At 57.5% G+C, this 14,520-nt stretch carries 12 protein-coding genes; 9 read left to right on the top strand and 3 right to left on the bottom strand.

Annotation, left to right across the window (positions count from 1 at the left end):
• Positions 1 to 228: 228 nt before the first annotated feature.
• Positions 229 to 1,065, top strand: a complete 837-nt coding sequence (locus tag QCD60_RS10635) for an IclR family transcriptional regulator (RefSeq protein ID WP_279785029.1) — start codon at positions 229 to 231, stop codon at positions 1,063 to 1,065.
• A gap of 291 nt (positions 1,066 to 1,356) precedes the next feature.
• Here the strand turns inward: QCD60_RS10635 and QCD60_RS10630 are convergent, their stop codons facing one another.
• Both QCD60_RS10630 and QCD60_RS10625 read right to left on the bottom strand, forming a co-directional pair.
• Positions 1,357 to 2,238, bottom strand: a complete 882-nt coding sequence (locus tag QCD60_RS10630) for an urea carboxylase-associated family protein (protein ID WP_279785027.1) — start codon at positions 2,236 to 2,238, stop codon at positions 1,357 to 1,359.
• A 38-nt stretch (positions 2,239 to 2,276) separates the two neighbouring features.
• Positions 2,277 to 2,921: a GntR family transcriptional regulator gene (locus tag QCD60_RS10625; RefSeq protein ID WP_279785025.1), complete on the bottom strand. Its 645-nt coding sequence runs from the start codon at positions 2,919 to 2,921 to the stop codon at positions 2,277 to 2,279.
• A 180-nt stretch (positions 2,922 to 3,101) separates the two neighbouring features.
• Between QCD60_RS10625 and QCD60_RS10620 the strand changes: the two genes are divergently transcribed.
• The 7 genes from QCD60_RS10620 to QCD60_RS10590 all read left to right on the top strand — a co-directional run bounded on the left by QCD60_RS10620 (position 3,102) and on the right by QCD60_RS10590 (position 10,187).
• A complete protein-coding gene (locus QCD60_RS10620) occupies positions 3,102 to 3,653 on the top strand; it encodes an isochorismatase family protein (protein WP_279785023.1) in 552 nt (183 codons plus the stop codon).
• Between the two features lie 121 nt (positions 3,654 to 3,774).
• The gene (locus QCD60_RS10615; protein ID WP_279785021.1) at positions 3,775 to 4,377 is read left to right on the top strand and encodes a thymidine kinase; all 603 of its coding nucleotides are present in this window, start codon (positions 3,775 to 3,777) and stop codon (positions 4,375 to 4,377) included.
• A gap of 323 nt (positions 4,378 to 4,700) precedes the next feature.
• Positions 4,701 to 5,864, top strand: coding sequence for a GNAT family N-acetyltransferase (locus QCD60_RS10610; protein WP_279785019.1), 1,164 nt, complete (start codon positions 4,701 to 4,703; stop codon positions 5,862 to 5,864).
• On the top strand, positions 5,861 to 7,549 hold the full coding sequence (locus QCD60_RS10605; protein WP_279785017.1) for a carbamoyltransferase C-terminal domain-containing protein: 1,689 nt from the start codon (positions 5,861 to 5,863) through the stop codon (positions 7,547 to 7,549). The genes QCD60_RS10610 and QCD60_RS10605 overlap by 4 nt, the downstream gene beginning before the upstream one ends.
• 12 nt (positions 7,550 to 7,561) lie before the next feature.
• Complete coding sequence (locus tag QCD60_RS10600; RefSeq protein ID WP_279785015.1) at positions 7,562 to 7,960, top strand: hypothetical protein; 399 nt, start codon at positions 7,562 to 7,564, stop codon at positions 7,958 to 7,960.
• Positions 7,957 to 9,417, top strand: coding sequence for a hypothetical protein (locus tag QCD60_RS10595; protein ID WP_279785014.1), 1,461 nt, complete (start codon positions 7,957 to 7,959; stop codon positions 9,415 to 9,417). The genes QCD60_RS10600 and QCD60_RS10595 overlap by 4 nt, the downstream gene beginning before the upstream one ends.
• A 68-nt stretch (positions 9,418 to 9,485) precedes the next feature.
• A complete protein-coding gene (locus QCD60_RS10590; RefSeq protein WP_279785012.1) occupies positions 9,486 to 10,187 on the top strand; it encodes a class I SAM-dependent methyltransferase in 702 nt (233 codons plus the stop codon).
• 447 nt (positions 10,188 to 10,634) lie between these two features.
• On the opposite strand, the gene QCD60_RS10585 is transcribed toward QCD60_RS10590, so the two are convergent.
• A complete protein-coding gene (locus QCD60_RS10585; RefSeq protein ID WP_279784912.1) occupies positions 10,635 to 11,852 on the bottom strand; it encodes an IS256 family transposase in 1,218 nt (405 codons plus the stop codon).
• A gap of 139 nt (positions 11,853 to 11,991) precedes the next feature.
• Between QCD60_RS10585 and QCD60_RS10580 the strand changes: the two genes are divergently transcribed.
• Positions 11,992 to 14,466: an RICIN domain-containing protein gene (locus QCD60_RS10580; RefSeq protein WP_279785010.1), complete on the top strand. Its 2,475-nt coding sequence runs from the start codon at positions 11,992 to 11,994 to the stop codon at positions 14,464 to 14,466.
• The last annotated feature ends 54 nt before the right edge of the window (positions 14,467 to 14,520 follow it).

Below are 14,520 nucleotides of genomic sequence, written 5' to 3'. Positions count from 1 at the left end.
ATGCCGGTGTATTCCGGCTTATTGGATTGCCTGTGTTTTTATTTTGTGCGGCGTTTTTTATATCGGGCTTATTTCAGCCAACAGTTAATTCGATATGGCTTCGATTTAAGCCCCTTGACGGAAGCAAAGCAATTGGACACGCTAGATTTTGAAATAAAAATTTAAATTATTCTGCTATGTGGAATAACTTTAATGATTATGGCTTGGGAATCTCATCTGGAGGAATAGATGGCCGAAGACACTGAAAAAAGCCCTGAACCGGCGACCTCAACATCCAGCCTGCACCGGGCATTCGCGCTGCTGCAGGCGCTGAGCAGGGCACCGGCTAACGGCGAGCGGGTCACTCAGCTGGCCAGAGACGTCGGCCTGACGCAGGCCACCGCTCACCGTCTGCTGAAAAATCTGGTGGAAGAGGGCATGGTGGAGCAGGACGAGCGCACCAAACGCTACCGTCTCAGCATCGCCTTCTTCTCACTGGCGGCGCGGGCCGCAAACCCTTACAACCTGCGCGATATTGCCCGTCCGTCGTTGCTGCGCCTGTCGGCGCGGATTGGCGACACGGTCTTCCTGCTGGTGCGCAGCGGCTTTGATGCCGTCTGTCTGGATCGCAGTGATGGCCATATTCCTATTCGCTCCTTCACCGAGGATGTGGGCGGGCGCATCGCGCTGGGGGTGGGGCAGGCCAGTCTGGTGATTCTGGCCTTTACCCCCGAGGAAGAACGCGAAGAGCTGATCCGCTTCAACCTGCCGCGGCTGCGCAATTACGGCGTATTTGATGAGGTCTACTTCCGTACCGAAATCCGCAAGATCTGCGATGAAGGCTACACCGCCTGCAATCCCGGGGTGCTGTCGGGGATGGCCGGGGTGGCGGTGCCGATTCTGGATCAGGAAGGCCGGGCGGTGGCGGCGCTGAGTATCGGTACGGTCACGGAGCGGCTCAATGATGAGCGGCTGCCGATGGTAATAGAGCTGCTGAAAAAAGAAGCGCGCCAGATTGGTGAGCAGATCAATCCTTTTGATTCAGCGTTACGTCGCCCTGCAGATGTATTGATGGGAAATAAATAACCGGCATTTAACAACGGGTATTCATGAAAGAAAAGTATTGGTATCTGAAGGCGGTTATTGACAGGTCAATGACTGTATTCGGAAGGGAATTGACCGGCTATTACTGGCTATTCCGCTAAATGGAATAGCGTCGTTGTGTAAATCGAATAGTGCTGGGCAGGGAAATGAGTTTTCTGCCCGTGCCTGTTGCAGCGGGTAGCGTCTGATCATCGTACATGGCCTGTCTGGGATGGCGCCCGAAACTGCCCCTCGCCTCAGCGTGAGGGAGGGGCAGCGGGAAGAAGGGCAGGGTCAGCAGCAGCCTTTACCCAGCGCTGCTTTCTGTGCGTCCCAGTCCACCTCTTTCAGCGCCAGTCCGTGCTGGCCTTTGTAGGCCGGTGACGTGGGCGACTGCCAGCCCTGCAGCAGTTCCTCTGCGACTTTGAATACTTCAATGCGCAGCGGGCGGCAGACCGACAGCGGGTCTTCCGCCTCCGGACCCCACAGGTGCACCGACAGATCGCCACCGGGGCAGGTGGAAATGGCGCACAGCAGGTCAATTTCCGCAAAGAACTCGATGTAATCCCCCGCCTTGGCCGGACAGGCTTTCATAAAATACATATCGTCGTCATTGAGGCCGGTGCACTGGAACACGTTCAGCACGTCATGCACATCAAACTCGGTCAGACCGTGGGGCAGTACCGCACGGGTCAGGTTGGAATGACAGTGGAAATCAAAATCCTCGCCGGTCAGCAGGCGGTTCACGTACGGATCACAACGGGTGCCGAGCAGGTCATGGATGCGGCCGCCGTGCTCGTCGATGCCGTAGTCGGCCAGGGTGTCGGCGACGATGGTGGCCATCGGCCGCAGGAAGGGCAGGTTCGACCACAGGCGATCATGAACGGAGACATGAGCGCCCTGCAGCTGACGGGTGCGTGAGGCCCACATCCGCTCACGCGGGTCATGCAGGTGCCACATATTCAGGTCACCCACTTGTGGACCTTCCGGGGTGGAGATACGAAATACATGGCCTGCCGGTACTTTCCAGGCGCGGCCACTGCGGATGGGCACTTCCACCGTCTCCACCAGCTGGTAGCGCTCGCGGCTGTCGCTGATGCGCTGGTAAAACGCCTTGTCCACGTCCAGAGCGGAGCCGGCAGAAGCCTGATAGGCGGCGGGGTAGTGCTTGTACATTGACATCTCCACAGGTGCGGTTGGTGAGCTGTACAGGGCTACCTGCTGAGTAACCGGAGCAGGTTGGCCTCGGAATCATCCAGATACTGTTGCAGCAGGTGGTAGGCCTCATCACGGCGCTGTTCCCGCAGCAGCTGGCAGAGCTGGCTGTCGCGGTCGACCCACGGCTGCTGAAAACGGTGTTCGTCCGGGGCGGAGGCGAACAGCAGGCGCAGCTGGGCGACCAGAATGGCAAAGAAGGCATCCATGCGCTGACTGCCCAGATTGCTGACCAGCAACTGGTGCAGATGCAGACTGTGGGTACCGACGCTGTGCCAGTTGTCGAGTGCTGCCGCCTGCTGTTCCGCATGCACCACCGCTTCCATCTGCCGCAGCAGGGTGGTACTGAAGGGGCGTTCAAGGCTGACGGCCTGCAGCTCAAGGGTGCGGCGGGTGACGAATATATCGGCCAGATCGCGCTGATCGAGGCTGCGTACCCTGACCCCCTTGTTGGGTTCGTAGCTGACCAGCCCTTCGGCATAGAGCACGCGCAGTGCTTCGCGCACAGTATTGCGTGACGCCTGCAGGGTGACGGTCAGATCGGCTTCCGTCAGGGTCTGGCCGGGCTGATAGTTGCCCTTGATCAGTTCGTCGCGCAGCTGCCGGGCAACCCTGGCAAAAGCCGGTTCGGGGGTGGTGATCATCAGTACTTGCCTCACAATGAGAGATAAAGAGAAGCATAGGCCAGAAAACGCACCCAGTCCGACAGTGGTCACATTGGATTGTTCAACAATCTGTCTGGGGCTAAATCTGCCTGCATAATTTTTGTTCGTCAATCTTTACTGCAGGAACTATTCCGCCAAGTCCAACACGGGAGAGATAACATGTTGATTGAGCTGCATAAAGTCAGTTTGCTGGTGGTCGATGTGCAGGAGCGTCTGGTGGGCGCTATGAGTGATGCCGAAGGGTTGCTGGCGCGTAGCTGCTGGATGCTGGAGGTGGCTCAGGCACTGGCATTGCCAACGGTGTTTTCGGAGCAGTATCCGCAGGGGCTGGGGGGCACGGTGCCTGCGCTGACGGCGCGGGTGCCGGATGCGGAGGTGGTCGACAAGCGCCATTTCTCCTGTGTAGCGGCAGACTGTCTGCCCGAAACACTGCTGGCGCGGGAGCAGGTGCTGGTAATGGGCATCGAGGCTCATGTCTGTGTACTGCAGACGGTACTGGGTTTGCTGTCGCTGGATAAGCAGGTGTTTGTTATTGAGGATCTGGTCGGCAGCCGTCGCCCCCATGACCGGCAGCTGGCACTGCAGCGCATGCGCGATGCCGGTGCCTTTGTCGTCAGTCGGGAAATGGTGCTGTTTGAATGTCTGGGCGACTCGCGCCATCCGTTATTCCGTCAGCTGAGCAAAAGTCATCTGCTGGGTGAACAGCCTTAACAGCGTATTCAGGACTGTCCGGTCGTTGGCATAATAACGCGCACCCGCCGGCGGAATGCCGCGTTGTGGGGCACCGGTGCAGGGCGGGTGCGCCTTTTGGATGAGCTGTGCAGGAGGGCCAGTGGCCTCATTGTATTTCTACTACTCGGCGATGAATGCCGGGAAAACCACCACGCTGCTGCAGGCAGCCTATAACTATCGCGAACGGGGCATGAAGCCACTGTTACTGGCGCCGCGGCTGGACAACCGCTTTGCCGATACCGCCGAACAGGCCTGGATTGCCTCGCGCATTGGTCTGCAGAGCCCGGCTACAGCCTTTGAGCCAGACACCGATCTGCTGGCACTGGTGCAGGCTGCACATATCAGCGAAACCCTGGCCTGCGTGCTGATTGATGAGGCTCAGTTTCTCAGTCGCGAGCAGGTCTGGCAGCTGTCAGACGTCGTTGATCAGCTGGGGATTGCGGTGCTGTGTTATGGCCTGCGCACCGATGCATTCGGTGAGCCCTTCCCCGGTAGCCAGACACTGCTGGCCATTGCCGATCACCTGCTGGAGATCAAGACGGTTTGCCACTGCGGGCGCAAGGCCACCATGGTGCTGCGTATTGACGAGCAGGGGCTGCCCGTGAAGGCGGGAAATCAGGTCGCTATCGGCGGCAATGATCGGTATGTGTCCCTGTGCCGCAGACACTACAAAGCCTCATTAGAGGAAGGGGCGTTGGTATAGCGCGCCCATACACCTTTCACTGGCCTGTTGCGTCCTTAGTGTGTACGCAATCTGGTCTTCACGGCATTGCACAAATGTCAGGCAACTGTCTTTGAAATATGCTGAAATGGTCAGCCATTACTGCCCTGTCATCACTGAACCATCCCGCTGACGGTCTATGCTTGTTACTGCGGACCGGACGGGTGTCACGGCAGTAAAGAATTGCGCATGAAATAAGCATGGAACGCCAGCCTGGTCGTGCTTCGTTGTGAACAAGACCAGATTCACCCACCCGTCCGTTGCTGACGGTTGCCCGCATACCACAGGGGAAGGATAGGTTGCTGATGTTTGAGATTACTCGCGTCAGAGGGATTGCAGGGCTGGAGGCTGTTCGCTCCACCTGGGAAGCGCTGTACAGGGAAAGCCTGAACCCGTCGTTTTATAGTCACTGGCATTGGTACGAGAGTATCAGTCGTCATCTGCTTGATAGTGACATTCACTATTTTCTGTTGCACCGGCAGCAGCGCTGCGTCGCTATCGTGCCTTTGCAGCTGCATGCCTGGCGCAAGGGCGGTCACAGCTGGCAGGTGTTGCGCTTACCCTCCCATGATCATCTGGAAATGATGGATGCGCTGATTCACCGCGATCAGGCACCCCTGCCCGTTTTTACTGCGCTGCATGATTATCTGCTGCACCAGCGCGAACTGAGCTGGGACATGCTGCTGTTCCCCAAGGTGCGGGCACGCGCCGGATTAGCATCGGCCCTGTTGCCGCAGGAAGGCCATGTCCGCCAATGCGGCCATAGCTGCTATCTGCAGGGCAGCCCCCAGCAGCCACCAGAAGCCACGCTGTCCCACAAGCATCTGAAAAACATCAGCCGTCTGCAGCGCAAGCTGGAAACCGAACACCAGCAAAGCCTGTATTTCCACCATTGCAGTGATCCGCAGCAGCTGGAAGCGGCCTTTGCCACCTTCCTGCAGGTCGAAGCCTCGGGCTGGAAGGGCGAGCAGGGGGAAAACACCTGCATCAGTGCTCATCCGCGCTATCAGGCCCATTACCATCATCTGCTGCAGTGCTTCGGCCCGACCGGTGACTTTGCCGTCAATCTGCTGCTGCTCGGCGAACAACCGCTGGCAGCGCAGCTGTGCATCCGTGCCGGGCAGGCCTGGCACCTGATGAAGATCGGCTACGACGAAGCGTTTCAGGCCTATGCGCCGGGCAATATTCTGCTGTGGCTGTTTATTCAGCAGCAGGCAGCACAAGCGCAGCCCTGGGAGGTCAATCTGGTCACCGGGCCTGGCTGGGCGGAGCGCTGGCATTTCAATGAAGAGCCGGTCTACCGCGCGGAGTTTTTCAATACCACCCTGCGTGGCCGGCTGTTATCGACCCTGCTCAAGGGCAAGGAGCTGCTCAAGGGGCAGATCAAAGGCGAACGTGACGACAACGGCACCAGTGCAATCAGTCAATCCAAACCACAGGGCCGCACCGAGAAAGGGACAGCACAATGAATATCCTCGGCATCAACTACTTCTTCCATGATTCCTCGGCCTGTGTGGTGATGGATGGTCAGCTCAGGGTGGCGCTGGAAGAAGAGCGTTTTACCCGCCGCAAGCACACCAATGAATTCCCGGTGCAGGCCATCGAGCGCTGCCTGCAGATCAGTGGCATTAGCATGCAGCAGATCGACCACATCGCGGTGTCCATTGCGCCGACCAAGGATCTGGGTAAGAAAGTCGCCTACAGCCTGGGGCTGGGCAAGAAGGTGGCGCCGTTCATCAAGCACGAGTTCAAGGGCATATACGTCAAGCAGAAAGCCTTCTGGAACTGGTACAAGGGGATCTGGGGCCGTCGTGACGCGGGCCCGAAAGTGCACTTTGTCGAGCATCACCTGTCCCATGTCGCCGGCAGTTATTTTGTATCGCCCTATCAGAAAGCGGCACTGCTGTCGCTGGATGGCTCCGGCGAGTGGTCCACCGCGATGCTGGGCACGGCGGAGGGCGATCAGCTGAACTTTTTTGGCGAGAGCCATTTCCCTCACTCACTGGGCTCGTTCTACGAAGCGGCCACTGAGTTCTGTGGCTTCCAGCCCAACTATGATGAAGGCAAGACCATGGGGCTGGCGCCCTTTGGCAATCCCGACCGCTTCTACAAGGACGTGGAAAAGCTGGTGAACATTACCAGTGAAGGGCAGATTCAGATCGACCTGTCGTATTTCGAGTACCAGAACGCCGGGTATCAGCGCTGCGGTCAGAAGTTCTATGACACCTTTGGCCAGCCTCGCTCACGCAAAGGTGCGTTTGAAGATCACCATCACGATGTGGCGGCGGCTTTCCAGAAAGTGCTGGAAGACAAGGTGCTGCAGATGTGCCATCTGCTGGAGCAGAAAACCGATGCCGACTATCTGGTGATTGCCGGTGGGGTTGCCCTCAACAGCGTGATGAACGGCCGTATCCTGCGTGACACCCGCTTCAAGGATGTCTATGTGATGCCTGCCGCCGGTGATAACGGCTCCTGTATCGGTGCGGCGTATTACCTCTACAACCATATCCTCAAACAGCCGCGTAACTTTGTGCACCTTGACCCTTATCTCGGCACCGAATACAGCAACGAGCAGATCAAAAAGACGCTCGATGAGTGCAAGCTGAGCTACACCCGCTCTGAAGATATTTGTCTTGATACCGCACAGATGCTGCGTGACGGCCAGATTATCGGCTGGTTTCAGGGACGCATGGAAATTGGCCCGCGGGCGCTGGGCAGCCGCAGCATTCTGGCCGACCCGACCTTGCCCGGGATGAAGGACAAGATTAACGCCGAGGTCAAGCATCGCGAGGCTTACCGGCCTTTTGCCCCGTCCTGCCCGGCGGAGTTTAAGCAGGACTTCTTTGACATCAGGGTCAATGCGCCGTTCATGCTCAAGGTCTGCGATGTATTGCCGGATAAACGCGACGTGATTCCGGCCATCACCCATGTGGATGGCTCTGCCCGGCTGCAGACCGTCCATGCTGACACCAACCCGCTTTACCACCGCATGATCAGTGAGTTTGGCAAGCTGTCCGGGGTGCCGGTGGTACTCAATACCAGTTTCAACATTATGGGTGAGCCGGTGGTGGAGTCGCCGCTGCATGCCATTCGGTGTTTCTTCTCCACCGGTCTGGATGTGCTGGTGCTGGGCGACTATATCGTCCGTAAGTGAGGAGGGCAGAGCATGATCTGGCGAATACTCTGGCTGCTGGTGCTGATGCTGGCGGTCTACCCGCTGTCACTGGCGCTGCAGACCGGCATTGACTGGTACTGGGGCGACGGTGAACTGATGCGTGAACTGGCCTTTGGCGGCAAGCGGCGGTTGCTGTGGACGGCGTTTGGCGACTGGCAGCAGAGCCTGCTGTGGGCGGTGCTGGCCATGCTGACCGGTGTGCTGGTACTGGCGCTGCTGGTGCGTATCAGCCCATGGCTGGCATGGTTGCTACTGGCCGGGTTGCTGGTAGCTGGTGCGGTGCTGGGGCTGCCATTACCTGTGGTGATGCTCGGCGTATCAGCCTACCTGTTGCTGGTGCTGTGGCGGCTGACCACCGCCAGAACGGCCCGCGTGGGAGGGCAGTCATGATCAGGCCAGCCACAGGATGTCTGAGATTATCGCTACTGGCACTGGCTGTCGGCATCAGTTCCACCGCTCAGGCGGAGACCGATGCCTGGCTGATAGGAGGCGGTAACTTCCTCGATAATTCGCAGGGGCAGATAGAGCAGAATGTGCTGTGGCTCGACCGGCTGCTGCAGCCGCGGGTGCAGTCGCTGTCCATCTATTACGCGGCGGGCGTCGATGCCGACGGCAAGGTACCGCAGAAAGACGTGGTGTTCTGGGCGCCACCGGCGGAAACCAGTGCGGCAATGCAGCCGCTGGCACGGGTGTTTGCACCGGTAGGTGATAACGGCAAGCACTACAAGTTCCATGAAGTGCAGGGCGTCAGGGGCTCGACCGCCAAAGACAGTCTGGTGCCAGCGCTGACGCACGACTTTGCTGCCGTCAAACCCGGTGATGATATCCTGCTGGTCTATAACGGCCACGGTGGCGGCAACCCCAATACCAGCCTCAATCACCTCAAACTCTGGGGTGAGCAGACGCTGGATGTGGGTGAGCTCAGTGCGCTGTTCAACAAAGCCCCGGCCAGCAGCACCGTGCGCTTTCTGATGACCCAGTGCTATTCCGGTGGTTTCCAGAAGCTGATCTTTGAGCAACCCGACTCCCGTCGCTTCAACCAGCAAAAGCGCTGTGGCTTTATGGCCGAGTCGGCCTGGCGTGAGTCGGAGGGCTGCGCACTGGGGGTGAATAAAGAAGACTTCCGCGACTACACCACCTATTTCTTTGCGGCCCTGTCAGGCAGCACACGGCTGGATACCGCATTGCCCAGCGATCCTGATCTGAACCATGATGGCAAGGTCAGCTACCGCGAAGCCCATCTCTATACCCTGCAGACAGCGGTCAGTACCGACTTGTCACGGGCGACCAGCGAAGTGTTTCTGGAGGAATGGCAGCCCTGGTTTGTGCGCTGGAATAACACCGTCAACAACCCGGACAGCGAGTACTGGCACATCGCCGAACAGGTGGCGGCCCGTCATCATCTGACCCTCGACAGCCAGCAGCTATGGCTGCAACAGCGTGAACTGGAACGGCAGATGCAGGCCAATCAGGCCGGGCAGGCAGCCTTGCTGGCCAGCATTACCGAGGAGCAGAACAGCCTGCAGGCGCATCTGGCTGCCCAGTGGCCGCAGCTGCGCAACCCCTACACTCTGGATTACGTGCAGCTGATCCGCACTGACCTTGATGCGGTGCAGGACAGCATTCTGGCGCAGCCGCAGTACGCTGACCTCAAAGCCAGCCAGGATCAGTATCTGCAATTGCAGCAGCAGGGGCTGGAGCTGGAGCGCCACTTCACTCAGATCGAAAAGGTGCTGCGGATGAAGAAACTGGCTCGCCTGCAGGCAGCATTCCAGCGTTATGCCAGTATCGAAGAGCGTCAGCAGTATCAACAGTTGCTGAGCTGTGAAGAAGGCGTGCTGGAGTAATCCGCATCAACCACAGACCACCAGGCCGTCTGCTCGGGGAATGGGCAGCACCCGTTAAGGATTCAGCGATGGCTCGCCGTTTCTATACCCGGTTACAACGTCAGCTGCGACAGCAGGGCTGGCGTCATACGCTGGCCAGCCTCTACCAGCGGGCACAGTATCGTTATCGTTATCTGCGTGATGACGTGCTGTTCGATAAACGCTATGGAGTGGAAACCCGCCGTATCGAGTCGGCCTATCTCAGCCAGCAGCAGTCCGACTATCTGGATTCTGCCGAGTTCTATGAGCCCAGCCGCTGGCGGCATTTCTCCCGCATGCTGGCGCACCTGTCGATTCAGCCCTCGGACTTTCACTTTATGGATATCGGTGCGGGTAAAGGACGGGTGCTGATGTTTGCTGACCGCGCGGGGTTTCACCAGATCACCGGGGTGGAGCTGGCGCCACAGCTGGTGGAGACGGCACAGCGCAATGTGCAGCGCTACCGGCAAAAAACCGGCAGTGCTGCACATTTCGACATACGCTGCGAAGACGTGGCGCACTTTCAGGTGCCAGCAGGTAACCTGCTGATATACCTCTACAACCCTTTCCGTGGCGAGCTGATGCAGTTGTTTCTCGACAAGCTGCAACAGGCCCAGCAAGGCGACCGCCTGATCTATGTGCTCTACCGTAACCCGGCCTGCGCTGAGCTGTTCGCGGCCCGGCGGGCAGTGCAGTGTCTGGTGCTGAACAATGAGTACGGTATTTATCAGGTGATTTCGACCAGGCGGTAAGCAGACTGCTTTATTGCAAGTGCTATTCAGCAGGAGATGGTTTTTTGGTATTGCGTAAAAAATGTAATTTATTATCTCTTAATGAATTTTTATATAATTTCTGCTCTTAAGGAAAATGGTGAAGCGAATTAAGGAATTGGCTAGGTAAAACCAATATTCATTACAGCGTATTGCGTAGTTATTTATTGATATCGCCAACTATTAATCAAAAACGACAGTTCCAAATAATTAATTGGAATCCTTTATAGCTATCAGACACCCATCTGACTGATGGGTAGACTGAGTTCTCCATAAATCAGCGCTGCCTGCACTTATCAGAAGAATATTGTCTTCGCCACTGCCACCTCTTCATCTCAAGGTGATAACAGCGGAAGAAAGACAGCAATAAGAGCAAAGCATCCATGACAAAGCAAGGGTCTGTCAAACGAACTGTGTAACTGCTCCCTTTCAGAGTGCGGCCAGCGGCACGCGCTCCTCCCCAAACATCACCTGAAAACTCTGTAGTGCCGGTTTCCAGTGATGAATAGCCTTCCAGTTCTTCGATGCTTCGCGGATAGCCAGAAAGAGTGACTTGAGTGCCGAATCGTCGTTCGGAAAAATGCGCCGATTACGTGTCAGTTTCCGCAGGCTCATGTTCAGGGATTCGATGGCGTTGGTCGTGTAGATCACTTTCCGGATCTCCGGCAGGAACTGGAAGAACGGTATGATGTTGTCCCAGTGACCGCGCCACAACCGCACCACCGCCCGATATTTCTCACCCCAATCGCTCTCAAAGTCATCCAGTTCGCGCACGGCTTCGTCCGCTGTCGCCGATGTGTAAATTCGCTTCAGGGCACCCACAACGACCTTGCTGTCTTTGGTGTTGACATAACGCAAGCTGGCGCGCACCAGATGCACAATACACAGCTGGGTCAACGTTTTCGGAAACACCGCGTTGACCGCTTCCGGCAACCCCTTCAGGCCGTCCATACTGGCGATGTAAATATCCTGCACGCCACGATGACGCAACTCCGTCAGCACCGACAACCAGAACTTCGCCCCTTCGCTTTCGGCCAGCCACAGACCCAGCACTTCTTTCTCGCCGCGCAGATTGACGCCAAGCACAACGTGCGCTGACTTGTTCACCACCTGCTTGTTGTGCTGTACCTTGACCACCAGACCATCCAGCCAGACGATGGGGTAAATCGCTTCCAGCGGTCGCGTCTGCCACGCTTTGGCTTCCTCCAGAACCGCATCAGTAACCTGGGCGATGAGTGTGTGCGAAATCGTCACACCGTATAAGTCCACCAGCGCACTCTCGATATCACGCGTGGTCATGCCCTTGGCGTACAGTGTCAGGATCTTGTCTTCCATCCCCGCCAGCCGAACTTGCCGCTTCTTGAGCAGCTGTGGCTCGAAGCGGCCTTCTCGGTCGCGGGGAGTCTCTATGAGCAAGTCGCCGACATCACTCTGCACCGTTTTACGGCTCTTGCCGTTACGGGTATTGCCCCGCTTGGCACCGGGCTCGGCTTTGTCGTGGCGGTCGTAGCCAAGGTGGTCGTCCATCTCGGCTTGCAGGCTGCGATTGATCATGTGTTGCAGCATCTGGGCGTACAGCTTGCTGACATCCTCCGGGGTCTTACATTCCTGAGTCAGCTCATCCAACATCTCTGGCGTTAGTGCCATGTAACTGCTCCTCGCGGTGTTCCCGCATCATCCCATAAACGCAGTTACACAGTTCAATTTACAGACCCCAAAGCAACTCAGCAGTTATGCAGGCCCCTTCTCTCTATCGTCTCCACTCAATCGCACACGTATTGGTGCAGTGAGTACGGTATTGGTGGCCTGTCTGGGCTATGGCCCGACCGCCAGTGCCGAATTTACCCACCCCGGCTTATTGCTGACGGAGGCAGACTTCACTCGCATCAAGGCTAAGGTGCAGGCACAGCAAGAGCCCTGGTACAGTGCCTGGGTCAGCTTTACCAATGACACCGCCTCGCAATTGCGCACTACTCCAGCCCCCCTCACTACCTTGATTCGGGGTGGTGACGGCCAGAATTTTGGGCGTATCATCAGCCAGATTCGTTTTATGTACGCCATGGCCCTGCGCTGGAAAATCTCCGGTGATACCGCCTATGCCGATGCTGTCGTCAACTTTATGAACGGCTGGTCATCGACCCTGCAGGAAGTGACGGGTAATGCTGATCGTTTTCTGGCGGCTGGCATTTACGGCTATGAGCTGGCTAATATCGGCGAGATTATGCGTACCTATGAGGGGTTGAGTGCCACCGACCTCCAGCAGTATCAGGACATGCTGGTCAATCTGTTTTATCCCCTCAATCATCAGTTTCTGACCGGCCACAATGGCGCCTGCATCAGCAATTACTGGGCAAACTGGGATATGGCCAATATCGCCGGGATGATGTCCATCGGCATCTTTGCCGACCGTCAGGACATCTACGATGAGGCCATGGCCTATCTGCATCATGGTGAAGGGAATGGTGCCCTGAAAAATCTGGTTTATTACCGCCACCCTGGCAATCTCGGTCAGTATCAGGAAAGCGGCCGTGATCAGGGCCATACCACGCTGGGCGCCTCGCTGTTTGGCGTTATTGGCAAAACCGCCCTGAATCAGGGCGTCGATCTGTTCAGCTACAACAACTACGAGCTGCTGGCGGCAGCGGAATATATCGCCAAATACAACCTCTATGAGGACGTACCCTATACCCCCTACGGTGCTAACTGCACCAACTGGACCACCTATCAGGGTGTGGTGTCAGACAATGCCCGTGGCAACCTGCGCCCGTCCTGGGAGCTGATCTACAACTACTACGCTAACAAGCTCGGTATAGCGGCGCCCTGGTCAACGGCCATGGCAGCCAAGACCCGTCCCGAAGCCTATGGCAATGGCGACGAACTGGGCTGGGGCACCCTCACCGAAACCCTCGACCCTCATGCCAGCGGTGGAGCGCCACGTGGCCTGACGGCTGACAGCAATACCCATGATGTCACGCTGTCATGGTGGGGGGCGGTGGGCGCCAGCAGCTACAACGTCAAACGCGCCACATCAGCTAGTGGCGAATTCCTTACCGTGGCCAATATTGCCGCCAGTGACAGCCTGACCTATCAGGATACTGATGCACAGCCGGGGCACACCTACTTCTATCAGGTCACGGCGATTTCTGACCAGGGTGAAAGTGCCGCCACCGATACCGTTTCAGCAGATGCAGGCACTCATCTCAGGTTCTATCTGAGCTTTGATCAGGCCAATGGCACGACGCTGGCCAATGAGGCAGGCAGCTCCACGGCCACCCTGATGAACGGCGCGACACTTGGCGCGGGGGTCAGGGGCAATGCGCTGGTACTGGATGGCGTCGATGACTATGTGCAGTTGCCGGACGATGCCGTCAATGGCCTGACCGACTACACCATCGCCTTCTGGTTCAAACAGAGTGAAGCCCGCACCTGGGCCCGCGCCTTTGATTTTGGCAACGGTACTCAGCAGTACCTCACCCTGATCCCCCGTACTAATACCGGCGTGACCCGCTTTACCACCACCCGTGTCAGTGGCTCAGCGGAAGATCGTCTGGATAGCACGGCACTGCCGGTGGGTAGCTGGGTCCATGTGGCCGTGAGCGTGTCGGGGCAGACGGCGGTGTACTACCTCAACGGCACCGAGATAGGGCGTAACGAAGCCGTCCGTTTCAATCCTAAGCAGCTTGGTACCCTGACCAACAACTGGCTGGGGCGCTCGCAGTACAGTGACCCCTATCTGAAAGGCAGTCTGGATGACTTCCGTATATACAGCGGTGCCTTGTCAGCGGCCCAGATTGGTGAGCTGGTCAACTGGGATGATCAGGCTGCTGTCGCCAACGGTACTTACGAACTGCTCTCACGCAACAGCAGTATGGCGCTGACGACTGAGGATGGGGGCAGTAGTAACGGCACTCATCTGGAGCAGCAGCCTTACAGTGATGCTGACAACCAGAAATGGACCATCACCAGCCTGGGCAATGGTCGCTACAAGGTAATCGGTGTCGCCAGCGGCAAAGCCATGGATGTGTCCAACTGGGGCACCACCAATGGCACCGGAGTGTCGCTCTGGGGCTACACCGGAGGCACCAACCAGACCTGGCTGCTGACCGATGCCGGTAGTGGCTACTACCGTATCAGCCCGGAACATGCCCCCAGTCTGAGCCTGGATATTTCCGCGGCGGCCACCACTGCCGGGGCGGATGCCCTGATGTGGACCTACGCCGCCACGGCCAACCAGCAGTGGCAGTTGGTGAAGGTGGAGTAGGGTCAGGGTAAGTTTCTTCAGGCAATCCATCGACTACCAAAGTGATGTAGTGGG

This window comes from Pokkaliibacter sp. MBI-7, from assembly GCF_029846635.1.
In the GTDB taxonomy this organism is placed as follows: domain Bacteria; phylum Pseudomonadota; class Gammaproteobacteria; order Pseudomonadales; family Balneatricaceae; genus Pokkaliibacter.
This window is presented reverse-complemented; position numbering and strand designations above follow the sequence as displayed.